We start from the raw sequence: 23096 nt of genomic DNA, 5'->3' as shown, positions 1-23096 counted from the left end.
GGGGCGGTCGGGCCGGGGGTGTGCGTGCCGGTGCGGGCGGCCTCGGGGGCCGCCCGCACCGGCGGCGGTCAGCCTCTCAGCCGATCGCCTTGTCGATCGCGTCGGTCGCGGCCTTCCACGCCTTGTCGGGGCTGGTGCCGCGCTGCTCCATGTTGGTGATCTGGGTGGAGATGGTGTCCTTGATGACGCCGTCCTTCGGGCCGAGCACCGCCTCGGGGATGGACTTGGCCTCGTCGGCGTAGATCTTCCCGATCGGGGCGTCGTTGAAGTACGGGAGCTTCGCGTTCTTCACGTCCGGCAGTTCGTACGCGCCCTTGTTGGACGGGAAGACGCCGATCGCCTTGAACACCGCGGCCTGCTGCTCGGGCGCGGTCAGCCACTTCACGAGCTTGCCGGCCTCCTCGACGTTCTTGCCCGACTTGGGCACGGCGAGGAAGGACCCGCCCCAGTTGGCGGCGGTCGCACCGGGCGAGGTGGTGATGTCCCACTTGCCCTTGTTGGCCTCACCGGCGTTGGCCGAGATCTGGCCGGCCATCCACGCGGGGCAGGCCACGGTGGCGATGGTGCCCTTGCGCAGCGCGGGGACCCAGGTGTTGGTGTCGAACTGGGCGAGGCCCTGGGAGAGCTTCTTGGAGGCGACCTCGGCGGCCAGGTTCCAGCCCTGCTGGACGCTGGGGCTCTCCTTGTAGACGGGCTTGCCGCTCGCGTCGTAGTACTGCTCGGCGTTCGAGCTGACGACGGCGTTGAACATGGCGCTCGCGGAGTCCATGAAGTACGTCCCCGCGGGGGCCTTCTTCTTGTACTCCTCACCGAGCTTGATGTAGTCCTCCCAGCCGCCCGCGACCTTCTTGGCGACCTCCGCACGGTCGGTCGGCAGACCCGCCTTCTTGAACAGCTCGGTGTTGTAGCAGAGGGACATCGGGCCGATGTCGGTGCCCGCGCCGATCACCGCGCCGCTGGGCGCGGTGGCCTGCTTCGCCTTCCAGGAGACCCAGTCGTTGACGTCGATCACCTTGCCGAGGTCGACGAAGGAGTCCGCCTTGGTGTCGGCGATCTCCTTGATCCGGCCGACCTCGATCCCCTGGACGTCGGCGAGACCGCTGCCCGAGTTCAGCTGCTGGAGCAGCTTGGGGTAGTAGATCTTCTCGTCGGCGGTGACGTCCTCCTTGACCGTGATGTTCGGGTGCAGTTCGTGGTACTTGGCGAAGAGCCCGGCCTCCTTGTAGCCGAACTGCCCGAAGTCGGCGACGGTCAGCGTGATGTTCCCGTTCGCGTCGGGGCCCGTGCTGCCCGACGAGTCCGAGTCGCTGCTGCAGCCGGTCAGCAACAGGGCCGAGGCCGTCAGGCCCGTGGTGGCCAGAACCGCGGCTCTGCGGCTCCGTCCGGCGACGGTGCGGGTGATGCGCATTCCACTACTCCTTGTTCCGGGTGGGACGTTCCGGGGTGGGGCTGGGCGTTCTGACTGCGCGGCGGGGCGGTCGGTGGGTGCGGGTGCCGCGTGACTCAGAGGGGGGAAGGGCGCGGGCAGTGCAGTTCGGGCGGGAGGACCGTCCGATGTGGGAGCGCTCCCATGCGTCGATGTCGGAAGGTTCCTGCCTCGAAGGGGTGGGTGTCAAGAGTTGAAGACGCTTCCGTTGCCCGAGCGTGTCCGGCAAGTCACGTGACCGTGTCCCGCCGAGGTCTTGCCACAACCTGTATACGCTGCCCGGGATTTCATGTCTCCCACAGAAAGCGCAGGTCGGCGCCGTGACGGACGGGGCCCGCCTCGCAGGTCGCCCCGGACCGCGCGTCCGCGCCCGCCATCGGGAGCGGTTCTCGTCATCCGCGGTCCACACCGGCCCGCGCACCGGAAGGTGAACGGGGTGCCCCGCGGCGGGGCGGTCGGGGGCGCGCCCGCCTTCTCTCTCCGAAGCCGTTCTCCCGCGCCCCTGGAATCGGCCGGCCCCGCGCGGGCGCGACTTTGCGCCCGGCCCGCCCTACGCCGCCCGCAACCGGGCCAGCGTGGCTTCGAGTTCGGCCTGCGCGGCCCGGCCCGCCGACTCCGCGTCCCCGGCGACCACGGCCCGTACCAGCGCGTCATGGGCGGCATCACCGTGACCCGGGTCCTCGCGGCGCAGGCCGAGCAGTTCCACGAGGTCGACGAGCCCCTGCCGCAGCACGGGCGCGAACTCGCCGAAGAGATCGGTGAGTACGGGGTTGTGGGCCGCGGCCACCACGGTCCGGTGCAGCGCGATGTCCGCGTCCACGAACTCCGCGTCTCCCCCGGCTCCCGCCGCCCGCCGCGCGGAGAGTGCCGCGTCCAGGGCGGCCAGGTCCTCGTCCGTACGGCGCCGTGCGGCCAGCCGGGCGGCCTGGACCTCGATCAGCATGCGCACCTCGTACACGTCGGTGACCGCGGCCCGGCTCAGCCGGGCCGGCCAGTCCTCCGTCACCCGGTCGGCGATGACGAAGACACCCGCGCCCTGACGGGACTGGAGCAGGCCGAGCGTGGCCAGGGTGCGCACCGCCTCGCGGACCGTGGAGCGGCCCACGCCGAGCGTCCTGGCCAGGGTCGTCTCGCCGGGAATCCGTGTGCCGACCGGCCAGTGCCCCTCGGTGATCTGCTCACGCAGATGGTCGGCGGCCTGTTCGACCAGGGGGCTGGGACGGAGTGGACCGAGCGAGGACACCGCATTCACCTGTCAGGTTGTCTGAGGACTTGATCGATGGTTACTCTACCGGCCATGACGCACAGCGGTCTCCTTCTTCTCGGCTGCCGCGGCGGGGCCTGAAGCGACCGGCACCCCGCCGCGGGATGCCGTGCTGCGCCGGTCGCGTCCGGCGATGCGAGAAGAGACCGTCCTCATGTCCGACCGTCAGTCACCGATGCACGGCTTCCCCACGATCTGCACCCCGCGCGGGCCCGTGCCCGCCGACGCCCCCCGCTGGAATCCGCAGCGGGCGAGCTCCATGCCCTCCCACCGCTACCGTTCGACCTTCGACCGCGTCGAGGTCCCGCTGACCGGCCGCACCTGGCCGCAGGCCCGTGTCGAACGTGCCCCGCTCTGGGTGCCGGTGGATCTGCGCGACGGCAACCAGGCACTGGCCGAGCCCATGGACACGCCGCGCAAGCGCCGGATGTTCGATCTGCTCGTCGCGATGGGCTTCAAGGAGATCGAGATCGGCTATCCGTCGGCGAGCCGCACCGACTTCGACTTCGTCCGGCATCTGGCCGGCGGCGACGCCGTGCCGGACGACGTCACCGTGGTCGTCTTCACCCCGGCGAAACCGGACCTGATCGACCGGACCTTCGAGTCCATCGAGGGGATGGAGCGCGCGGTCGTCCATCTGTACATCCCCACCGCACCGGTCTGGCGCGACGTGGTGCTCGGCCGCAGCAGGGCCGAGGTGCACGCCACGGTGCTGGAATCCGCGCGGCGGATGGAACGGCTGGCGCGGGCGCGGCCCGGGGCGGACGTCCGGTTCGAGTTCTCCCCCGAGGTGTTCATCCTCACCGAGCCCGACTTCGTCCTGGAGATCTGCAACAGCCTCACCGAGCTGTGGGACGCCTCCCCGGACCGGCCGGTCATCCACAACCTGCCCGCCACGGTGGAGATCGCGACGCCGAACGTGTACGCGGACCAGATCGAGTACATGCACCGCCATCTGGAGCGGCGGGACTCGGTGATCCTCTCCGTCCATCCGCACAACGACCGCGGCACCGGCACCGCGTGCGCCGAACTCGCCGTCCTGGCGGGTGCGCAGCGGGTGGAGGGCTGCCTGTTCGGCAACGGTGAGCGCACCGGCAATGTCGACCTGGTCAATCTGGCCCTGAACCTGCATGCCCAGGGCGTCGACCCGATGATCGACTTCTCCGACATCGACGAGATCCGCCGCACGGTCGAGTACTGCAACCGGCTGCCGGTGCCGCCCCGCCACCCGTACGGCGGCGATCTCGTGTACACGGCGTTCTCCGGGACCCACCAGGACGCCATCAGCAAGGGCTTCGCCCATCACGCGAGCAGCGGCTCCGAGCTGTGGTCGGTGCCGTATCTGCCGATCGACCCGGCGGACGTGGGACGTACGTACGAGGCGGTCATCCGGGTCAACAGCCAGTCCGGGAAGGGCGGCATCGCCCATCTGCTGCGGAGCAACCACGGGGTGGACCTGCCGGCCCGGATGCGCGCGGACTTCTCGCGCACGGTGCAGGCCGCGACCGACGACAGCGGTCTGGAGGCCACGCCGAAGGATCTGTGGGAACTGTTCGACAGGACGTACCTGTTGCCCGGACGGGACGGGAACGTGGCCCTGACCTCCTGGTCCACGGACCGGAACCCGGCCGGTGAGCACCGGTTCATCTGCACCCTGCGGGTGGACGAGCGGGAGGGCGACTACGAGGGCACGGGCAACGGTCCGTTGTCGGCGTTCACCCGTGCGCTGGCCGCCGCGGGCATCGAGGTGGACGTCCTCGACTTCACGGAGCACGCGACGGGTCCGGGGCAGCGGAGCCCGGCGATGGCGTACGCGGAGTGCCGGGTGGACGGAGAGGTGCGCTGGGGGGCGGGGCAGGACACCTCGGTCCTCACGGCCTCGATCCTGGCGGTGCTGTCGGCGGTGAACCGGGCGGGGTAGGGCCTGTCCGGCGGACGTGGGGCGTCGGCGGTCCTCTGCGCGTGGAACGCCCGTCCACCGCGGGTCGGGATCGCCCGACCGGCCGCCGACGCGCAGGGCCTCTCGTCTGGATCATGCCGGGCTCGCGGGGCCTGGCACGCACCCTGATCCGGCCCGATCCGAACGAAAGACCCTACCCGAAGGCCGACGGCGGCGGCGCCGGGGACGGCTTGGCGTCCGCGTCGCTCACCGGCGCCGCGCCGCCGGTGAAGTCGGCGAGCGCGCGCCCGTGTTCGACCCGTCCGGGATGCGGATCGGTCGCGACCCGGCGGGTCAGCTCCGCGACCTTCGGCGGCAGGTCCGAGGCGAGCAGCACGGCGTTGCCGAAGCGGCGGCCGCGCCACACGGTCGGGTCGGCGGCGAGCGCCAGCTCGGGGAAGACCGCGGCCGCGGTGGCGATCTGGCCGCGCAGATGGGTCAGCGGCGGCCCGTCCGCGAGGTTGGCGACGTAGCTCCCGCCGGGCTTCAGGACCCGGCGGACCTCGGCGAGGAACTCGGTGCTGGTGAGGTGTGCGGGGGTACGGGCCCCGCTGAAGACATCGGCGATGACGAGATCCGCCCAGCCGTCCTGGATCTTCCCGAGCCCGGCGCGGGCGTCGGTGGCCCTGACCCGGATCCTGGCCTGCGGGTCCAGCGGCAGCTCCCGGCGCACGAGCTGGACGAGCGCGGCGTCCACCTCGACGATCTGCTGGGTGGAGCGGGGCCGGGTCGCCGCGATGTAGCGGGCGAGTGTGAAGGCTCCGCCGCCCAGGTGCACCACGTGCAGGGGCTGTCCGGGGGGTGCGACGAGATCGGCGATGTGGCCGATCCGGCGCTGGTACTCGAAGGACAGGAACGTGGGGTCGTCCAGATCGACATGGGACTGCGGGGCGCCGTCCAGCGTCAGCGTCCAGGCGCGCGGCCGCTCCCGGTCGGGGACCAGCTCGGCGAGGGAGCCGTCCACCGGTTCGGCGAGGGGCTCCGTCCTGCGCCCGCCGCGCCCGGCGCCGCGCTCGGCCCGGCCCCCGCTCTTCTCCTCGGCCGTGCTCCCGGCCCTGCTCCCGGCCTTGCGGTCGGACCGCTTACGGGCGCCCGCACCTCCGCCCGACGCTCCTCGACGTGCCACCGCTGCTCGTGCCCGCTCACTGCTCTTCGCTCCGGACCGGTAGGGAACCGGCCGTGCCGGGGAAACCCGCCCACCTGCCCATTATGGGCGCGCGGGCGAGGAGGCGGTCAGCGGCAGTTGTCGGCCGCCTCGATCAGCCGGGCCGCCTCGCCGAGCGCGGCCCGCAGCACCGCCGGGTCGGTGACCGGGGCGTCGTTCCCGGGCGGCAGCAGCCAGCCGCTGCCGGTGACGGGCGGCTCGGCGGGGATGCGCAGCCCGCGGCCGGCGGTCTGCGTACAGGCGCTGCCCGGTACGTCCCAGGCCTCGGCGGTCCCCGGCGGCACGAGGAAGCCGAGGGTGTCGCAGGCGCCGTCGTGCAGGACCGGGCCGATGTCCTGCTCGGCGTCCCGGCGCAGGATGTCCACGGCCTCCAGGCCCTGGCGGGCCGGGACGGTCACCAGGTCGCAGGGTTCGCCGCCGTGGCCGTCCGTGGCAGTGGTGGGCGCCGGGGCACCCGTTGCGGCCGGGGGCGTCGCATTCGTCCGCGCGTCGGTCTCCGTGCCGAGATGCAACAAGGGACCTCTCCTCTCATCGCCGGGCGGAGCCGGATTCCGTCTCCTCATGGACCAACGCCCCGACGGCGTCAAGGGCTACGGTGCCACGCCGCCGCAAAGGGTGGCAGTTCATGGCAGATCGTGGGCGAGATGCCCCCTTTATTGGCAAACGCCGTGTGTGTGGCTCCTCACAGCAGGTACGTTCTTGCTCCGCCGGGACACCGGAAGCAGGAAGCCCGGCTGCAGAAGAGCTGCAGAAGAGAGGTCCCCGCCCATGGTGTCGACAGGGGCAGTGCCCAACCTCGCCTTCCGGCGGCTGCGCGGACAGCGCTCCGCCGGGGAGTTCGCTGCCGCGGTACGCAGATCGGCCCGTGAGATCGGCGAGCAGGTCGCGTGCGACGCCCGGTACATCGGACGCGTGGAGTCCGGGGAGATCCGCTGCCCCAACTACGCGTACGAACGGGTCTTCCTGCACATGTTCCCCGGGACGACCCTGGCGGACCTGGGCTTCTCGTCGCGTGAAACCGTACGCGGCCGGGGGGCGCGGGCCACTGCCGAGAACCCACCGCCCCCTACGCTCCACAGCGACCCCGACGAGGAGAGCGACGTGCTGCGTCGCGTATTCATGACGAGCGGCACCACCACGATGGCGGCCGCGACCCTGAGCCCGGGCCCGGGCTCCGTATCCGCCGCTGCCGCCACCGCCCGGCCCGACCCGCGGCGGGTCGGCGAGAGCGAGGTGAGCACCGTCGAGAAGGCGGTGCGGCAGATCCGGCTGCTCGACGACCGGCACGGCGGCGACGGCCTGTACCGCAAGGCGTTCCAGCCGCTGCGGGCGGCGTACGCGCTGCTCGACTCCGGAACGGCCACCAGGCGCTCCACCGCCGACCGGCTGCATGCCGGAGCGGGCGAACTGGCCATCTCGGTGGGCTGGCTGGCCCATGACTCGGGCCGGTTCGAGGACGCCCGCTCGCACTACGCGGAGGCGCTCGCCACGGCACGGGTGGCCGGTGATCCGGCGCTGGAGGCGCATGCGTTCTGCAATACGTCGTTCCTCGCCCGGGACACCGGGCGGCCCCGCGAGTCGGTGCGGGCCGCCGAGGCCGCGCAGCGGGCGGCGCAGCCGCTGGGCTCGCCCCGGCTGCTGGCGCTGCTCGCGCTGCGGGAGGCGGGGGGCCGGGCGGGGCTCGGGGACCGTACGGGCTGCGAGCGGGCGCTCGGCCGGGCGCACACGGCGTTCGGGCGCGGTCCGTGCGACGCCGATCCGGAGTGGATGACCTTCTTCCGGGAGGCGGAGCTGGAGATGCTGGAGGCGCAGTGCTGGTCGGCGCTGGGCGACTGGCCGCGGGCGGCCCGGCACGCGCTCCGGGCCACCCGGCTCCAGGACCCGCACTTCACCCGGAACCAGGCGCTGTACCGGGCCGAGCTGACCTGGGACCTGGCCCACGCGGACCGGGCCGCGGAGGCGGCGGCGGCCGGTCATCAGGTGCTCGACCTGCTGGACCGCGTCCAGTCGACCCGTATCCGGGCGATGCTGGCGCAGGCGGTGGGGGTGCTGAAGCCGCAGCGGTACGTGGCGGAGGTACGGGAGTTCCTGGAGCGGTACGCGGAAACGGCGGAGGCCGCCGCCTCCGCGTAGGAGCCGCTAACGGTCCAGGTGGCCGGTGTCGTTCCAGCGTTCGATCGCGGGGGCCCCGTACGCCCAGCCCAGCACCGAGAGCGAGGTCGGGTCGAGCCGGATCCGCGCCGCGAACGACACGTCCTCGCCGAGCCACCGCGCCCCCAGCGCCCGCAGGATGTGCCCGTGGGCGAAGACCAGCACGTCGCGGTCGGCCGAGCGGGCCCACTCCACGATCTCGTCGGCGCGGGCGGACAGCTCGGCCAGGGTCTCGCCCTCCGGCACCCCGTCGCGCCAGATGAACCAGTCCGGCCGGATCGCCTTGATCTCGGCCGGCGTCATCCCCTCGTAGGCCCCGTAGTCCCACTCCATGAGGGCGTCCCACGGCTCGGCCCGGTCCGCGAATCCCGCGATCTCGCAGGTCTCCCTGGCCCGCAGCAACGGACTGGTGCGCACTTCCAGGCCCGGCAGCTCCGCCCACGGCCCGTGCCGCAGCCGCTCGCCGAGGAGCTTCGCGCCCGCCCGGCCGGTGTCGAGCAGCGGGATGTCCGTCCTGCCGGTGTGATTGCCCTTGACGGACCATTCCGTCTGGCCGTGCCGGGCGAGCAGGATACGCGGTGCCATGACGGCTCTCCCTGAACTGAGATCTGAGGCCGGCGATCGAGGCGACATGGATCATCCGGTTTTCCCATCATCGCGCACGTGATCGCGAGGCAACCTCCCGGGCCGAACACGCGTCCCACTCTGCGCGGAGAAATGTGCGCGCGCCGGGAGCCCCGAAAGGACCCCGGGGGAAGAGCGACCGAGCCGCACCGTACGGTTGAACGCCCGCCTTCGGTCGCATGAACACATGATGGAGAAATTCCGGATGCAGCATGCCAGCACCGTGCCCGTGCCGCCCCCGCGGCCCCGTTGGTGGACCGAGCTGCCGCTGCTGGCTCTGGTGTACGGGGCCTACTCGGCGGGCCGGCTGGTGGCGCGAGGCGACGTGTCCACCGCCGTCGACCACGGCCTGAGCATCCTGCGCCTGGAGAAGACGCTCCACATCAACCTCGAACATCCGCTCAACCGGCTGCTCACCGCGCACCCCTCGATAGGCATACCCTCCGACTTCGCGTACGCGTCCCTGCACTACCTCGTCACCCCGGCTGTCCTGATCTGGCTCTTCCGCCGCCGCCAGGAGGTGTACCGCAGGGCCCGCACCTGGCTGATGACCTCCACCCTGCTCGGCCTGATCGGTTTCACACTGATGCCGACCTGCCCGCCCCGGCTGCTGGAGGCGCGGCACGGCTTCGTCGACACGATGGCGCAGTACAGCTCGTACGGCTGGTGGGGCACGGAGGCCAGCGCCCCGCGCGGCATGGGCGGAATGACCAACCAGTACGCGGCGATGCCGAGCCTGCACGTCGGCTGGGCGCTCTGGTGCGGCATCCTGCTCTGGCGCCACAGCAAGAACCCGTACATCCGGGCCGCGGGCGTCGCCTACCCCCTGATCACCACGTTCGTGGTGATGGGCACGGCCAACCACTACCTCCTCGACGCGGTCGCGGGCGCCGCCGTGATGGGCGTCGGAGCCCTGCTGGCCCGGCCCGTGATGCGGCTGGCGGACCGGGTCAGGGACCTGGTCGGAGCCCGCTTCCCGCGGGTCGCCCCGGTCGTGGAGTCCCCGATTGTCAGTGCCGGATGCAAGACTTCCGCGGGTGAGCGAATCCCTGGCCAGCGGACCACCTCCGCAGACTCCACCGATGCCGCGGCACCGGCCGACGCAGACGCCTCGGCAGGTCGACCGACCCGGGCCGACACCGCCCCCACGGGAGCGGGAGCCACGGGGGACGACACTCCGGCAGCGGCTCGCTGAGCTGCGGGGACCGGCCGTCCCACCCCGCCCGCTGGACGCCCGCGCACTGGCCGCCCTCGCCGCCAACCCCGGCTGCCGGCGCCGCGCCCTGCTCGACGGCGCCGGGGTGGACAAGGCCGCGCTGGCCTCGGCGCTCGGTTCCCCGGCGCCCTTCGGCCAGTCGCAGTTCGCCCTCGTCCGGGGCAACGCCTTCGAGGCCAAGGTCAAGGCCGACGGGGGCACGGAGCTGATGCGGCTGCTGTACGAGCGGCTCGGCGGCGGTGCCGGGGCGCCGCACGAGATCTCGGTGCCCGATCTGACGGCGGCGGGCCCCGAGGGCCGCGCCGCGCGTACGGCGCTGGCGCTGCGGGAGGCGACCGAGGCGGGCGGCTGGGCGCTGCTGGACCACCCGATGCTGGCCCTGGAGGTGGCGGGTTCCCCCGCCTATCTGGAGCCGGACGCGGTGGCGGTGCACCCCGACGGCACCTGGACGGTCGTCGAGATCAAGTCCTTCCCCATGGTCGACGGCTCGGCCGACGCGGCGAAGGTCGGCGCGGCGGCCCGGCAGTCCGCCGTCTACGTGCTGGCGCTGGAGCGGATCGCGGAGCTGACGGAGGGCGCCGAGGTGGGCCACCGGGTGCTGCTGGTCTGCCCGAAGGACTTCTCCAACCTGCCCACCGCCTCGGTCGTCGACGTGCGCAAGCAGCGCGCGGTCACCCGCCGCCAGCTGACCAGGCTGACCCGGATCGAGGAGATCGCGGCGGCCCTGCCCGAGGGCACCACCTTCGACCCCCAGTGCCCCCGGCAGCAGCTGGACGCCGCGGTCGAATCGGTCGGCGCGGCCTACGCCCCGGAGTGCCTGGCCGCCTGCGAGCTGGCCTTCCACTGCCGGGCGAAGGCCCGCGAGGCCGGTGCGGTGGAGGCGCTGGGGCGGAGTGTGCGCGGTGAGCTCGGCGGGCTGACCACGGTGGGCGAGGTGCTGGCGGCCGCCGCGGGCAAGGAGGGCGATCCGGCGGATCCGACGGTCGCGGCCCTGCGGCGCGCGGCGGCCCTGCGCGCCGATGCGCTGGCGGGCGGTCCGGCATGTCGCTGATCAGCACCCTGGCCCGGCTGGAGGCCGTGGAGAGCGGCCGGGCCCGGCCGACGGCCACCGTCCTGCACCGCCATCTCACCGACCGGCCCCTCGTGCTGGTTCCGCTGACCACGGCCGGTGAGGCGGGTGCCCCGCTGGGCGCGCTCGTCGGGACCGACCGGGAGGCGCCCCGGCTGCTGACGGTCTCGCAGCCGCGCGACCGGGATCTGCGGTTCGCGTTCCTCGCCGAGCTGGCCGAGGCGGTGCTGCCGCACATCGAGGCGTACGAGGACGTGGTCGAGCCGGCCGAGCGCAACGAGACCGATCCGGAGACCGGGAAGAAGGTCAAGGTCGAGGTCGAGCTGTGCGCGGACGCGCCGCAGCTGATCGTGCCGAGCCGGGCGGGCATCGAGTTCGTCCGGCTGCTGGGCCGCTCGATGCGGTTCCGCCGCACGGCCGAGGAGGACCCCGACGCCCCGTACCCCGCGCCCGCCCGGGTCCCGCTGCTGGGCCGCTGGCTGACGCACTACGGGGAGCGGGCCAGGGTGCCCGGCTCCTCGCTGCTGCTCGCCGCGACCGATCTGCTGAACCGGCACTGGGCGACCGGGCAGAGCAGTCTGGAGGACCAGCACCTGGGCGCGCTGCTGGCCTGGATCGACGCCCCGGCGGGCGAGTCGGGTGCCTCGGCGGCGCTCCGCGCGGAGCTGGAGCGGGACGGCGAGGGGCAGTTGCTGTGCCCACCGGCCGGTCCGGCCACGGACCCGGCGTTCGACAACCGGCTGCTGGCGCCCGCCATCGAGAAGTACGACCGGGCGCGGACCTCGCTCGCCGCCGCCGAGGACGGGCTGGCGGCCGATGCCCGGCTCGGCGAACTGACGGCGGCCGAGCGCGAGATCAGGGCCCTGCTGGCCGGGGTGACGCGGCCGACGTGGGACGCGGTGTGGCGCGGGCTCGACCTGCTGAGGGAGCTCCCCGAGGGGGCCAGGGCCGAGGACCGCTGGACCAGGGACCGCTGGTCGTTCACCGGTCACCGGGACCGGGTGCGCTCGGGCGAGCCGCCGCAGCCGCGCCGGGACGACGCGGTGACGGCGGCGCAGAAGCTGGCCTCGCGGGAGACGGCTCAGGCCCAGCTGGAGGCCCAGGAGGCGCTGGACGATCCGCTGGTGCTGGCCGGGCGGCGGCTGGCCGGCGAGGCGTTCGTCGCCGAGGTGACGGAGGTGGTGATGGCGTACAGCGAGTCCAAGCGCCCCTCGCCGCGCCCGCTGGTCACGGTCCGCACGGACGAGCACCCGCATCTCGGCGAGCGCACCAAGGTGTACCGCTCGCTGGAGGGCAGACCGCAGACCGCCGAGTTCGTGGGGTACGCCGAGCCGCAGGACGGGGGCGCGCCCCCGCTGGTGCTGCGGATCCTCGACCGGATGGGCCGGAGCAAGGAGCCGGCCCCGGGTTCGGTGCCCGAGCCGGGTGACCGGATCGCCTGGACGCTCTTCGAGCACGATCAGCGCGGCGGCCCGAAGCTGCCGGACCCGGAGCAGACGCCCTGGACGCACGGCGGCCCGCCGGATGCGGCCGGGCATGCCGAGAGCCCCGACCCCGTGACCGCGGAGGACCTTCTGTGACGGCCGTATTCGACCCGGGCGCCCAGGCCGCGCGGGCGACCGACGCGATCCTCGCCGACACCCTGGGCGGTACGGAGCGCGGCATCGTGGTGGACTCACCGCCGGGCGCCGGCAAGTCGACGCTCGTGGTGCGCGCCGCGCTCGAACTCGCGGCGGCCGGGCGTCCGCTGATGGTGGTCGCGCAGACCAACGCCCAGGTCGACGACCTGGTGGTGCGGCTGGCGGAGAAGGATCCGGGGCTGCCGGTCGGCCGGCTGCACAGCAATGACACCGACCCGTACGACAAGGTGCTGGACGGGCTGGCCAACGTACGGAAGTCGGCCAAGGCGTCCGATCTCGCGGGGCTCGACGTCGTCATCTCGACGGCCGCCAAGTGGGCGCACGTGAAGAACGTCGAGCCGTGGGGCCACGCGATCGTGGACGAGGCGTACCAGATGCGTTCGGACGCGCTGCTGGCCGTCGCGGGGCTCTTCGAGCGGGCGCTGTTCGTCGGCGATCCGGGCCAGCTGGACCCGTTCTCCATCGTCGGCGCGGACCAGTGGGCGGGGCTCTCGTACGACCCGTCGGCGAGCGCCGTCTCCACGCTGCTCGCGCACAACCCCCGGCTGCCGCAGCACCGGCTGCCGGTGTCGTGGCGGCTGCCCGCCTCCGCCGCGCCGCTGGTCTCGGACGCGTTCTACCCGTACACCCCGTTCCGCAGCGGTACGGACCACGGCGACCGGCGGCTGTCGTTCGGAGTGGCGTCCGACGGCTCGGCCCCGGACCGGGTGCTGGACGAGGCGGCGGAGTCCGGCTGGGGCCTGCTGGAGCTCCCGGCCCGGCACACCCCGCGCACCGATCCGGAAGCGGTGCGCGCGGTGGCCCTGGTCGTCCGCCGGCTGCTGGACCGGGGCGGCGCGGCGACCAGCGAGCGCTCGCCGGACCCGGTGCCGGTGACGGCGGACCGGGTCGCGGTCGGCACCGCCCATCGCGACCAGGCCGCGGCGGTACGGGCGGCCCTCGCGGAGCTGGGTGTGACGGGCGTCGCGGTGGACACGGCGAACCGTCTCCAGGGCCGCGAGTTCGATGTGACGGTGGTCCTGCACCCGCTCTCCGGCCGTCCCGACGCCACGGCCTTCCACCTGGAGACGGGCCGGCTCTGCGTGCTGGCCTCGCGCCACCGGCACGCCTGCGTCGTGGTGTGCCGGGCGGGCGTCGCCGAGCTGCTGGACGAGCACCCGTCGACGGAGCCGGTGCAGCTGGGCGTCACGGTGAAGTTCCCGGACGGCTGGGAGGCGAACCACTCGGTGCTGGCGCATCTGGCGGAGCACCGGGTGCGGTGGGCGGGGTGACGGCCGCCGTGCTCCGGGCCCCCTTGCGGGGCGTTGGACAATGGAGGGTGGCCACCGGGCCGACCCAAGGAGGCAACACCACATGGCACAACCCGAGCGGAACGAGCAGCAGCGGCTGCGCCCCGCGCCCCTGCTCTTCGAGCCGTCGGCGGCGGTCGCCGATCCCGAGCACTTCTTCGACCTGGAGTCGATGGACGATCCGAGGGAGTTGCTGGACCGCGCCACCGAACTGACCCTGGCGTTCCGTGCCGCGAGCGACCGCGCGGTCGAGTTCCAGGCGATCGCGGCCGCCCAGCTCGCCGATCCGCGCCGGTTCGACCGGCTCACGACGGCGGACATCGCGCAGCGCGCGCAGTGGACCGAGGACTACGCCAAGAAGATGGTCGAGTTCGGCCGGAGCCTGCTGGGCGGCGCCACGCCCTGAGGGGCCCGGTCCTGACTCCGGGCAGAACCACTGGCATATGCCCGAGCGCAAGATACTCCTCCGCACCCCGACCTGTCCCGGTTTCCGGCAACTCTCGGAATCCGCTCGATCACTCCCGGTAGATATGTCGGCATGACCGCATGGCTGCCAGACAATTCGACCCTGCACCACGGCGACACCCACCAGGACGCCGGCCTCTTCGCCGTTCTCCGGAACCAGGCCGCGAACCAGACGGCCCAGGTCACGGCGGCCGGCGCCGCCTGGCTCGCCGGCGCCGCGGCGTATCCGCGCAGCACACTGGCCCAGTGGGAGGCCCACCCCTCCTCGCCGGGGGTCCTGCCGTGCGGTTCCGCCTTCGACGTGGTGAACGTGCCCACCCTCTTCGGGCGCCGGATGCTGGAACACCTGTGGTCCGACGGCCCCGGCTCCGGTCCGGTGGCCACGCACCGGGGGCGGATGCTGCTGTTCGCCTCGCCCGGCACCGCCCAGCGGCTCCCCTCGCTGCTCGACTGGGAGGAGTGGGGCGGCGGGCCCGTGCCGCGGGGGACCATGGTCCCGCCCGGGCCGGGCGACGGCGAGGAGGCCGACGGCAAGGTCCCGCCGCTGCTCTGCCACGGCACCGGGGACGCGGTGACCGTCCCGCCCCTGACCTGCACCTCCACCACTCCCGGCCCCCGCTGGCTGGTCGCCCCCGACACCCGCAGTCCCTGGCTGCCGGGCCCCGACGTGCTGCTCTGGGCCTGCGTGCGGGTGACCAGATCGGCGCCCTCACCGATGGTCAGGAATTCGATTTTTCCTCCCGCCGATCCGGATGCTAATGTCTACGACGTCAGCAGGCGCCGCTAGCTCAGTTGGTTAGAGCAGCTGACTCTTAATCAGCGGGTCCGGGGTTCGAGTCCCTGGCGGCGCACAGACGGAAGAAGCCCCTCGCGCGAGCGGGGGGCTTCTTCGTGTCCGCCGGATGCCGGGTGCTCTACGTCCCGGTGGTGATCCGGACCGTCCAGGCGCCCGACGGGGTCCGGTCCGCGACCTCGACCTTCGCGTGCGCGCCGGGGATGCTGTACGTCTCGCCGACCCGCAGCGGGGCGTCGGCGAGCGGCGCGTAGACCGAGCGGTCCCAGCAGGCGTCGGTGCGGGGATGGGTGTCGAGGACCTCGACCGGGCCGCCGCCGGACGGGGTTCCGTTGCGCACCCGGTAGATCAGGACACCTTCGGTGCAGGTCATGCTGTCGTTGCCGGTGGCACTGCGGGCCTCGATGGCCACGGCGCTGTCCTCGCCGGTCCTGATCACCGCGAGCCGGGTGCCGATGGAGGCACCGGACTCGGGCACGGCGGCCATCGGCTCCAGGGTGACGTCCCGGCTCTTCTGGACGCAGATCACCTGCCGGCTGTCCAGCCAGCCCAGCTTCCACTTGTGCCAGCCGAAGAGGTCCGGCGCGAGTCCGAACTGACTGCCCATCACGTCCCAGTCGCCGACGTAGGTGTCCCAGTCGCCCTTGCCGTCGGACGGCCGGTGGTAGAGGTCCGGCAGGTCGAGGACGTGCCCGGTCTCGTGGGCCAGCACGTTGTGGTCCGGCGGGTGCTGCTCGAAGACGGTGACGACGCGGCGGATGTCCGTGCCGTCGGCGTGCAGCGGCCGGTCGAAGTTGACGACCTTGGTGGCGTCGGAGTCGACGCCCGGGGCGTCCGGGTCGGCGACCAGATAGACGATGTCGTACCGGGAGAAGTCGACCTTCGGATCGGCCGCGGCGACGGCGTCGCGCAGATAGCTGCTGCGCCGTTCGTTGTCCCAGTCGCGGCGTATCCCGTACCGGTCGGACGTCTTGGGCATGCGGATCCACTGCCGCAGCGGGTGCGGGCGCAGGGTGAACTTCCCGTACGAGGCGCGCTGGAAGAAGCGGGTGGTGGCGGGGAAGTGGTCGGCGGCGAGCTGTGCGGGGGTCATGGCGGGGGTGTGGTCCGGGAAGGAGAGGAAGACCATGACCGCGTCGAGGGGGTGGTCGGGGCGGGGGTAGGAACCGTTCCAGTCGCTCACGCCGAGGGAGTGGTGCGCCTCGGTCCGGGGCAGGGCGCAGGGGCCGGCCCCTTCGGCGCCGGCCACGGCGGGCCCGGCGACGAGGGAGGTGGCAGCGAGCGCCAGAAGAGAGGTCACGGCGGCACCCACGGCACGCAGGCTCGGCCTCTCCACTCCCCCGGATCTGTGTTGACGCGGCGGCACGTCTACCTCCGGGTGCGAGATGCGGTCACCCACCCACCCTGTGATGATTCGAGGCTTTCGTCCTGTTGGGCTGCCCCAGTCGAGTCAGCGATCGATCAAGACCCTGACCCTCACAGAAAGTCACAATCGATCAGGGAGGCCTTGCAGGAGAACGCAATCACTCAGAAGTGATCTGTTACGTGCAAATCGGAGCTACGCATGAATGGCCCATGCGGGGCGAACGCGGGGCGTGGAAGGGTCGGGCGCTGGAACGGCCGCCGTACCAACCTCTATGCTTCACCAGGCTTTCCCGCGTGGTCAGCGCCTTCGAACCAGGCGCTCCGCGCGGCGGGCCAGTCCGGCCACACCTGTTCAGGACAGAACTGCACGGCGGGAGCGAACGGTGAGCGGAACCCCCGAAGGGCCCGGGCCCACGGCGGGCACACCCCGGCATTCCGCAGGATCGGCCACTACGGAATGTCACCCTCCGTGGCCCTCGGTCGGAGCCGGGTGCTCCGAGCCGCACGGCTACCGGGCCGCGTTCCTGGCCGCCACCCTCCCGATGGCCGTCGTCGATCACGAGGGCCTGGTCGTCACCGCCAACGAAGCCCTCGGCGGCCTCCTCGGCCGCCCTGCCTCCGCGCTGACCAACCAGTCCGCGGCCGATCTGCTCGACCTCGCGGCGGACGGCCGCACCTGGCACGCGTACCGCGAGGTGCTGCACGGGCGGCGCTCACGATTCCGCTGCACCCACCGGCTCAAGCACCCCGACGGACGCGCCCTGTGGGCCGAGGTCACCGTCGTACCGATGCCCGGGCAGGTGACGGGTGCGGGCGACGGCTCCGGATCCGGCCGGGTGCTGCTCTCCGTCTCGGACATCAGCGACCGGCGCGAGCTGCAGAAGCGGCTGCGCCACCTCCAGATGCACGACCCGGTGACCCGGCTGCCCAACCGGACGCTGTTCTTCGAACGGCTCTCGGCCGCCCTGGAGACCCCGTCGTACGGCGGCGCCTCCGGGCACGGCCGGGTGGGGCTCTGCTATCTGGACCTGGACGGCTTCAAGGCCGTCAACGACACGATGGGCCACCGGATCGGCGACCGGCTGCTCGCCGCCGTCGCCGCACGGCTCACCGACTGCGCGGCCCAGGACGGCCCGCACCGCGCCGGCGCCCATCTCGTGGCGCGCCTCGGCGGCGACGAGTTCGCGATCCTGGTCGAGGACTCCGCCGGTACGCAGCAGCTCACCGACCTGGCCCGCAGCGTCCTCGCCGCCCTCCAGCAGCCCTTCGACCTGGCCGGGCAGCGGCTCTCCGTGTCGGCCTCGATCGGGGTGGTGGAACGGGCCGTGGCCGGGACCTCCGCCACCGGTCTGATGCAGGCCGCCGACACCACGCTGTACTGGGCGAAGGCGGACGGAAAGGCCCGCTGGACGGTCTTCGACCCGGAGCGCAACGCCCACCGGATGACCCGGCAGACGCTCTCGTCCAATCTGCGGCCCGCCGTGGAGCGCGGCGAGTTCACCATCGAGTACCAGCCGCTGGTCGGCATGGCCGACGGAGTCGTGCGCGGGGTGGAGGCCCTGGTCCGCTGGAACCATCCCCAGTTCGGCATGCTCTCGCCGAATCGGTTCGTCGCGATCGCCGAGGAGGACGGCTCGATCGTCCAGCTCGGCCGGTGGGTGCTGCAGTCCGCCTGCCGCCAGGCCCGGCGCTGGCAGCTGGAGCACCCCTGCGATCCGCCGCTGTTCATCAGCGTCAATGTCGCCGTGCGCCAGGTCTGGGACTCCGACCTGGTCACCGATGTCGCGGAGATCCTCGCCGAGACCGGCCTGGACCCCTCGCTGCTCCAGCTGGAGCTGACCGAGTCCGCGGTGATGGGCTCCGCGGGGCGCCCGATCCAGGCGCTCCAGTCGCTCAGCGATATGGGCGTACGGATCGCCATCGACGACTTCGGCACCGGCTACTCCAACCTCGCCTATCTGAGCCGGCTGCCGGTCTCGGTACTGAAGCTGGACGGCTCCTTCGTACGCGGCTTCCGCTACGACGACGGCGCCCACCCGAGCCCGGCCGACGAGACGATCGTCGAGGCGATGGTGCAGCTGGCGCACCGGCTGGGCCTGACCGTCACCGCGGAGTGTGTGGAGACGGCCGGCCAGGCGGAACGGCTGCGCAGGATCGGCTGCGACACCGGGCAGGGCTGGCTGTACTCCCGCGCGGTGGCCCCGGAGCGGATCGCCGAGCTGATCGGCACCCGCCCGATGCAGGGCTGAGCCGCCGCGCGGGGCCGGGTCAGGCCGTGGGCAGTCCGTACGCGTCCGCGATCAGTTCGTAGCTGCGCAGCCTCGCCTCGCCGCCGTGGGCGTTGGCGGTGATCATGAGCTCGTCGGCGCCGGTGCGCTTGGCCAGCCCGTCGAGGCCGGTGCGGACCTGGTCCGCGGTGCCGTGGACGATGTTGGCGAGCCAGCTGTCCACGAACTCGCGCTCCATCGGGCTGAAGGCGTACGCCTCCGCCTCCTCGGGCGTCGGGACCAGACCGGGGCGGCCGGTGCGCAGCCGGACCATGGACAGTGCGCCGGAGAGCACCTGGCGGCGGGCCTCGCGCTCGTCGTCGGCGGCCAGGGCCGAGACGCCGATCAGGGCGTACGGGGCGTCCAGCACCGCGGACGGCCGGAACGACTCCCGGTACAGGTCGAGCGCCGGAATCGTGTTCTGGGCCGAGAAGTGGTGGGCGAAGGCGAAGGGCAGGCCGAGCACACCGGCCAGCCGGGCGCTGAAGCCGGAGGAGCCCAGCAGCCAGAGCGGCGGGCGGGCCGGCGACTGGACGCCGCCGTCGGCCGTGGCCTGGACGGGGCCGGGGACCGCGTGGATGCGCGCGTAGGGGTGGCCGTCGGGGAAGTCGTCGTCCAGGAACCGGGTCAGCTCGGCGAGCTGCTGGGGGAAGTCGTCCGCGCCCTCGTTCAGCCGGTCGCTGCGGCGCAGCGCGGCCGCCGTCGCGCCGTCGGTGCCGGGGGCGCGGCCGAGGCCGAGGTCGATGCGGCCGGGGGCCATGGCCTCCAGGGTTCCGAACTGTTCCGCGATGACCAGCGGGGCGTGGTTGGGCAGCATCACGCCGCCGGAACCGAGCCTGATGCGCTCGGTGCGGGCGGCGAGGTGGGCCAGGATCACGGCGGGCGAGGAGGAGGCGACGCCGGGCATGGAGTGGTGCTCGGCGACCCAGTAGCGGTGGAAGCCGCGGCGCTCGGCGAGCTGCGCGATGTCCACACCGGTGCGCAGCGCCTGGGTGGCGGTGCGGCCCTGCCCGACGGTCACCAGGTCCAGCACGGAGAGCGGAACGGGTGCCGTTCCCTCCGCCCTGCCACGGATCTCGTCGCCTCGAATCTCGTCCACGTGCTGACCTCTCCGGTGATGCGCCTCGGTCCGGCTCGTACGTCCGGCTCGTACGTCCGGAAGCCCATAACAGGAGGTTGTCTCCGGTTATTCCCTCCGCAGGTCTCCGGGAAGGGCCGGAGGGTCTCCGGGATGGGCCGGAGTCACGTTCCCGGCCGGCCGTGCCTGCCGCTGTGGGCGCGTGCCCGGCCCTCGCCCCAGGTGGCCACCGGGGCCGGCGGGGCTTCCCGGGCGGCGAAGAGCCGGCCCAGTCGCGGGGACCACGAGCGGCGGCCGGCCAGGCGCAGGCCCTCGCGGACGGTGACCTGGTTCCCGGTGAGGACCGGTTTGCCCAGGAGTTCCTCCAGGTCCGCCTCATGCCCGGCGGTGTGCAGTGCCGTGTCGGGCAGCAGCACCACGTCCGCCTCCGGCCGGTCGGCGGCGACGGCGAGTTCCTTCACCCGGTCCAGGTCCCAGGCGGCGGCCTCGGCGGCCGAGCCGAGCGAGGCGGCGCGGGTACCGGCCACGTCGATGCCCGCGGCATGCAGGAAGTCGGCGAACAGGCCGGTGACCCGTTCGGAGTAGGTGGAGGCGACGGCGACCCGTCCGGCGCCCAGCTCCCGTACCGCGTGGGCGAAGCCGAGGGAGGTGCTGGAGGCGGGCACGCCGACCGCCCGGGCCACGGCGGCGGTCTGTTCATGGGCGCCCTCCCAGCCGTACAGGAAGCTGCCGCCGCCGCTCGCCCACACGACGGACTCGACACCGGCGCGTTGCAGCTCCTCCACCCCGGCGGCCAGGTGTTCGGGCGAGCCGGTCCGCATCAGGGCGTCGATCCCGTAGGCGTCCTCCTCGACTTCGGTGCGGTTCACGACCAGCCTGACGGCGTCGAGCAGGATCTCCATCCGCGGGAAGTCGTCCGCCGCGAAGTGACCCGGGTAGAGAATTCCGACGATCGTCATGTCCACAGGTCCGCCCTCCCTGTTCCCGTTTCCTCCTAGTATTCCTCCATATGTCATGACTCCCCCGGTGCCCTGTTGACGGGTGGGGACCCGGGTGCGAGCGTGGTCAATCCGCACATCCCAGACGCAGCGGAGCGACCGCCTCTCATGTCAGAGCCCACCCTGCTCGTCCTGGACACCGACCCGTCACCGCGGCTGGGCCGGCTGACCGGCCGGGCCCGGATCCGTTACACGGACGAGGCCGGACTGGCCGCGCGGCTCCCGTCGGCCGATGTGCTGCTGGTGTGGGACTTCACCTCCGACGCGGTACGGGCCGCCTGGCCCGGAGACGGACCGCGCCCGGCCTGGGTGCACACGGCGAGCGCGGGCGTGGACCGGCTGCTCTGCCCGGAGCTGACGGCCTCCGGCACGGTGGTGACCAACGCCCGGGGCATCTTCGAGCGGCCGATCGCCGAGTACGTGACCGGCCTGGTGCTGGCGTTCGCCAAGGATCTCCCCGGCACGCTGGAGCTCCAGCGCCGGCGGCAGTGGCGCCACCGCGAGACCACGCAGCTCGCGGGCAGCCGCGCGGTGGTCGTCGGCGCGGGCCCGATCGGGCGGGAGATCACCAGGCTGCTGATCGCACTGGGGGTCCAAGTGGCGCTCGTGGGGCGCAGGGCGCGGCGCACCATCCACGGCGCCGAGGATCTGGACCGGCTGACCGCGCTGGCCGACTGGGTGATCTGCGCGGCTCCGCTGACCGAGTCGACCCGCGGCATGTTCGACGCCCGGTTCTTCGGGCTGATGCAGCCGTCGGCCCGGTTCATCAATGTGGGGCGCGGCCCGATGGTCGTCGAGGACGATCTGGCCGAGGCGCTGCGCAGGCGCTGGATCGCGGGCGCGGCGCTCGATGTGTTCGAGCAGGAGCCGCTGGGGCCGCAGAGCCCGCTCTGGGACGTGCCGGATCTGGTCGTGTCACCGCACATGAGCGGCGACACGGCGGGCTGGCGGGACCGGCTGGGCGAGCAGTTCGTCGCGATGTACGAACTCTGGGCGGCCGGTGAGCCGCTGCCGAACGTGGTGGACAAGCAGCGCGGTTACGTACCCGTTCCGGAGCCGGGCGAGTGATCCGGGACCGAAAGCGGCACTGACGTTCGACATTGGCCGGATGGGCGAATCCGGTTCACCGGAAAAAATCTTTCCGGACGCGGGGCACGGACACACCCGCGCTTTCCCGTGCGCGGCGCTGTGACCTCGCCACTCACCGAAGGGCATTGACTTTGGCATATGCCAGACGGATGCGCCCCAGCTCACGGAGGTGCCACGCCTCGGCGAGTCGCCAACAGCCGCCCCGGAGAAGGGTCTTGGCGGCTATCGTGAAGACAGAGCTTGCGGTCACAACCTGGTAGGGGGAAACCGTGGCGTTGAAGCCCGAACCGACCGCACCGTTCCATTCGGTGCAGTACGCCCTTCGTGTTCTCGAAACGGTCTCCAAGCACGGCAACGGCGTGACGGACACCCAGATCTCCCGCGAGACGGGACTGCCCATCGGCCACCTCGCCTCCCTGCTGCTGACACTGCGCCGCGAGGGCTATGTGGAGCAGGTCACCGACGGCGCGTACGTCATCGGCTCCTCGCTCCTGCTCCTCGGCTCCGGCCCGGCCCGCAGACAGGCCCTGGAGACCAAGCTCCAGCAGATGCTGGCGCAACTGCGCGATTCGGTCGGCGCGGCGGTCTACATCAGCCGGTACGTCGACGGCGAGATCCGGGTCACGCAGTACGCCGACGGCCCGCTCACCCCCGCGGTCAACGAGTGGGTGGACTTCCGCTCGGCCGCCCACGCCTCGGCGGTCGGCAAGTGCCTGCTCTCCCAGCTCGACCACAACGGCCGCCGCGACCACATCTCGCGCCACAAGACGCCCCGGCTCACCTCGCGGACGATCACCAACGAGAAGGTGCTCTTCTCCAAGCTGGACAGCCAGCCGGCCACGGTCCCGGTGCTCGACATCCAGGAGTACGCGGTCGGCACGGTGTGCGCGGCGGTACCGCTGACGGCCGGCGCGTCGGCGGGCTGCCTGGCACTGTCACTGCCGATCGAGGACGCGCACCGCCTGCGCTCGGCGGCCGACACACTGAACCGACGGGCGGCACCGGTCCTCCTGTCGATGGCGCTCTAGGCACCGTCCGACGGGGGTGTCATCAGCACCCCTCGGGAGCAGGTATTATTTTCGAGTCAGCAGGCGCCGCTAGCTCAGTTGGTTAGAGCAGCTGACTCTTAATCAGCGGGTCCGGGGTTCGAGTCCCTGGCGGCGCACAGACAACGCACTGGGCGGTTCACGTACACCTTCCTCTACGCCCCGCGGCGCCGGCAGGTGCTCACCGCCAAGCTCGTCGCGTACGGCGTCGC

19 protein-coding genes and 2 tRNA genes are annotated in these 23096 nt (G+C 72.6%); 13 read left to right on the top strand and 8 right to left on the bottom strand.

The features are described from left to right. Positions 1-76: 76 nt before the first annotated feature. Both ACWCPY_RS32765 and ACWCPY_RS32760 read right to left on the bottom strand, forming a co-directional pair. Complete coding sequence (locus ACWCPY_RS32765; protein WP_451271124.1) at positions 77-1408, bottom strand: ABC transporter substrate-binding protein; 1332 nt, start codon at positions 1406-1408, stop codon at positions 77-79. 568 nt (positions 1409-1976) lie between these two features. Next, a complete protein-coding gene (locus tag ACWCPY_RS32760; RefSeq protein ID WP_451271122.1) occupies positions 1977-2678 on the bottom strand; it encodes a FadR/GntR family transcriptional regulator in 702 nt (233 codons plus the stop codon). A 166-nt stretch (positions 2679-2844) separates the two neighbouring features. Here ACWCPY_RS32760 and leuA point away from each other — a divergent pair, with 166 nt between their 5' ends. Then, positions 2845-4611, top strand: a complete 1767-nt coding sequence (gene leuA, locus ACWCPY_RS32755; protein WP_451271120.1) for a 2-isopropylmalate synthase — start codon at positions 2845-2847, stop codon at positions 4609-4611. Positions 4612-4783: 172 nt separating this feature from the next. Here leuA and ACWCPY_RS32750 read toward each other — a convergent pair whose 3' ends face one another. Together ACWCPY_RS32750 and ACWCPY_RS32745 are read right to left on the bottom strand one after the other, a co-directional pair. Next, complete coding sequence (locus ACWCPY_RS32750) at positions 4784-5755, bottom strand: spermidine synthase (RefSeq protein ID WP_451271118.1); 972 nt, start codon at positions 5753-5755, stop codon at positions 4784-4786. A gap of 107 nt (positions 5756-5862) precedes the next feature. Next, positions 5863-6309 carry a hypothetical protein gene (locus ACWCPY_RS32745; protein WP_451271116.1) on the bottom strand — a complete coding sequence of 149 codons (447 nt, stop codon included), beginning with the start codon at positions 6307-6309 and terminating at the stop codon, positions 5863-5865. Between the two features lie 253 nt (positions 6310-6562). On the opposite strand from ACWCPY_RS32745, the gene ACWCPY_RS32740 reads away from it, so the two are divergent. Further along, positions 6563-7927 (top strand): tetratricopeptide repeat protein, encoded by a 1365-nt coding sequence (locus ACWCPY_RS32740; protein WP_451271114.1) that lies wholly within the window; start codon positions 6563-6565, stop codon positions 7925-7927. Positions 7928-7933: 6 nt separating this feature from the next. Here the strand turns inward: ACWCPY_RS32740 and ACWCPY_RS32735 are convergent, their stop codons facing one another. Further along, positions 7934-8530, bottom strand: coding sequence for a histidine phosphatase family protein (locus ACWCPY_RS32735; protein WP_451271112.1), 597 nt, complete (start codon positions 8528-8530; stop codon positions 7934-7936). Between the two features lie 244 nt (positions 8531-8774). On the opposite strand from ACWCPY_RS32735, the gene ACWCPY_RS32730 reads away from it, so the two are divergent. The 7 genes from ACWCPY_RS32730 to ACWCPY_RS32700 all read left to right on the top strand — a co-directional run bounded on the left by ACWCPY_RS32730 (position 8775) and on the right by ACWCPY_RS32700 (position 15099). Next, positions 8775-9764, top strand: a complete 990-nt coding sequence (locus ACWCPY_RS32730) for a phosphatase PAP2 family protein (protein WP_451271110.1) — start codon at positions 8775-8777, stop codon at positions 9762-9764. Continuing rightward, positions 9652-10836 (top strand): hypothetical protein, encoded by a 1185-nt coding sequence (locus ACWCPY_RS32725; protein WP_451271108.1) that lies wholly within the window; start codon positions 9652-9654, stop codon positions 10834-10836. Before ACWCPY_RS32730 ends, ACWCPY_RS32725 begins: the two co-directional genes overlap by 113 nt. Beyond that, the gene (locus ACWCPY_RS32720; protein WP_451271106.1) at positions 10827-12434 is read left to right on the top strand and encodes a hypothetical protein; all 1608 of its coding nucleotides are present in this window, start codon (positions 10827-10829) and stop codon (positions 12432-12434) included. The genes ACWCPY_RS32725 and ACWCPY_RS32720 overlap by 10 nt, the downstream gene beginning before the upstream one ends. Next, positions 12431-13765, top strand: a complete 1335-nt coding sequence (locus tag ACWCPY_RS32715; protein WP_451271104.1) for an AAA domain-containing protein — start codon at positions 12431-12433, stop codon at positions 13763-13765. The genes ACWCPY_RS32720 and ACWCPY_RS32715 overlap by 4 nt, the downstream gene beginning before the upstream one ends. An 82-nt stretch (positions 13766-13847) precedes the next feature. Beyond that, positions 13848-14189, top strand: coding sequence for a hypothetical protein (locus tag ACWCPY_RS32710; RefSeq protein ID WP_451271102.1), 342 nt, complete (start codon positions 13848-13850; stop codon positions 14187-14189). Positions 14190-14321: 132 nt separating this feature from the next. Then, complete coding sequence (locus ACWCPY_RS32705; protein WP_451271100.1) at positions 14322-15035, top strand: hypothetical protein; 714 nt, start codon at positions 14322-14324, stop codon at positions 15033-15035. Beyond that, positions 15026-15099, top strand: a tRNA-Lys gene (locus ACWCPY_RS32700). Before ACWCPY_RS32705 ends, ACWCPY_RS32700 begins: the two co-directional genes overlap by 10 nt. 63 nt (positions 15100-15162) lie before the next feature. Here the strand turns inward: ACWCPY_RS32700 and ACWCPY_RS32695 are convergent. Next, positions 15163-16377 carry a M6 family metalloprotease domain-containing protein gene (locus tag ACWCPY_RS32695; RefSeq protein WP_451271098.1) on the bottom strand — a complete coding sequence of 405 codons (1215 nt, stop codon included), beginning with the start codon at positions 16375-16377 and terminating at the stop codon, positions 15163-15165. A gap of 412 nt (positions 16378-16789) precedes the next feature. Between ACWCPY_RS32695 and ACWCPY_RS32690 the strand changes: the two genes are divergently transcribed. Continuing rightward, positions 16790-18655: a putative bifunctional diguanylate cyclase/phosphodiesterase gene (locus ACWCPY_RS32690; protein WP_451271096.1), complete on the top strand. Its 1866-nt coding sequence runs from the start codon at positions 16790-16792 to the stop codon at positions 18653-18655. 19 nt (positions 18656-18674) lie between these two features. Here the strand turns inward: ACWCPY_RS32690 and ACWCPY_RS32685 are convergent, their stop codons facing one another. After that, positions 18675-19772 carry an LLM class flavin-dependent oxidoreductase gene (locus ACWCPY_RS32685; RefSeq protein WP_451271094.1) on the bottom strand — a complete coding sequence of 366 codons (1098 nt, stop codon included), beginning with the start codon at positions 19770-19772 and terminating at the stop codon, positions 18675-18677. Positions 19773-19915: 143 nt separating this feature from the next. Beyond that, on the bottom strand, positions 19916-20710 hold the full coding sequence (locus tag ACWCPY_RS32680; protein ID WP_451271092.1) for a maleate cis-trans isomerase family protein: 795 nt from the start codon (positions 20708-20710) through the stop codon (positions 19916-19918). A gap of 147 nt (positions 20711-20857) precedes the next feature. On the opposite strand from ACWCPY_RS32680, the gene ACWCPY_RS32675 reads away from it, so the two are divergent. From ACWCPY_RS32675 to ACWCPY_RS32665, 3 genes are all read left to right on the top strand, one after another. After that, positions 20858-21817 (top strand): D-2-hydroxyacid dehydrogenase, encoded by a 960-nt coding sequence (locus ACWCPY_RS32675; protein ID WP_451271090.1) that lies wholly within the window; start codon positions 20858-20860, stop codon positions 21815-21817. Between the two features lie 290 nt (positions 21818-22107). After that, on the top strand, positions 22108-22866 hold the full coding sequence (locus ACWCPY_RS32670; protein ID WP_451271088.1) for an IclR family transcriptional regulator: 759 nt from the start codon (positions 22108-22110) through the stop codon (positions 22864-22866). 63 nt (positions 22867-22929) lie between these two features. Beyond that, positions 22930-23003, top strand: a tRNA-Lys gene (locus tag ACWCPY_RS32665). The last annotated feature ends 93 nt before the right edge of the window (positions 23004-23096 follow it).

Source organism: Streptomyces sp. NPDC002403, assembly GCF_053593015.1.
The sequence above is the reverse complement of the archived record's forward strand: the minus strand, read 5'-3'. Positions and strand labels throughout refer to the sequence as shown.

Coding starts and splice junctions, on each gene's coding strand:
- ACWCPY_RS32765 (WP_451271124.1), bottom strand. CDS start 1,408: ATGCGCATCACCCGCACCGTCGCCGGACGGAGCCGCAGAGCCGCGGTT.
- leuA (WP_451271120.1), top strand. CDS start 2,845: ATGTCCGACCGTCAGTCACCGATGCACGGCTTCCCCACGATCTGCACC.
- ACWCPY_RS32740 (WP_451271114.1), top strand. CDS start 6,563: ATGGTGTCGACAGGGGCAGTGCCCAACCTCGCCTTCCGGCGGCTGCGC.
- ACWCPY_RS32735 (WP_451271112.1), bottom strand. CDS start 8,530: ATGGCACCGCGTATCCTGCTCGCCCGGCACGGCCAGACGGAATGGTCC.
- ACWCPY_RS32730 (WP_451271110.1), top strand. CDS start 8,775: ATGCAGCATGCCAGCACCGTGCCCGTGCCGCCCCCGCGGCCCCGTTGG.
- ACWCPY_RS32725 (WP_451271108.1), top strand. CDS start 9,652: ATGCCGCGGCACCGGCCGACGCAGACGCCTCGGCAGGTCGACCGACCC.
- ACWCPY_RS32720 (WP_451271106.1), top strand. CDS start 10,827: ATGTCGCTGATCAGCACCCTGGCCCGGCTGGAGGCCGTGGAGAGCGGC.
- ACWCPY_RS32710 (WP_451271102.1), top strand. CDS start 13,848: ATGGCACAACCCGAGCGGAACGAGCAGCAGCGGCTGCGCCCCGCGCCC.
- ACWCPY_RS32705 (WP_451271100.1), top strand. CDS start 14,322: ATGACCGCATGGCTGCCAGACAATTCGACCCTGCACCACGGCGACACC.
- ACWCPY_RS32680 (WP_451271092.1), bottom strand. CDS start 20,710: ATGACGATCGTCGGAATTCTCTACCCGGGTCACTTCGCGGCGGACGAC.
- ACWCPY_RS32675 (WP_451271090.1), top strand. CDS start 20,858: ATGTCAGAGCCCACCCTGCTCGTCCTGGACACCGACCCGTCACCGCGG.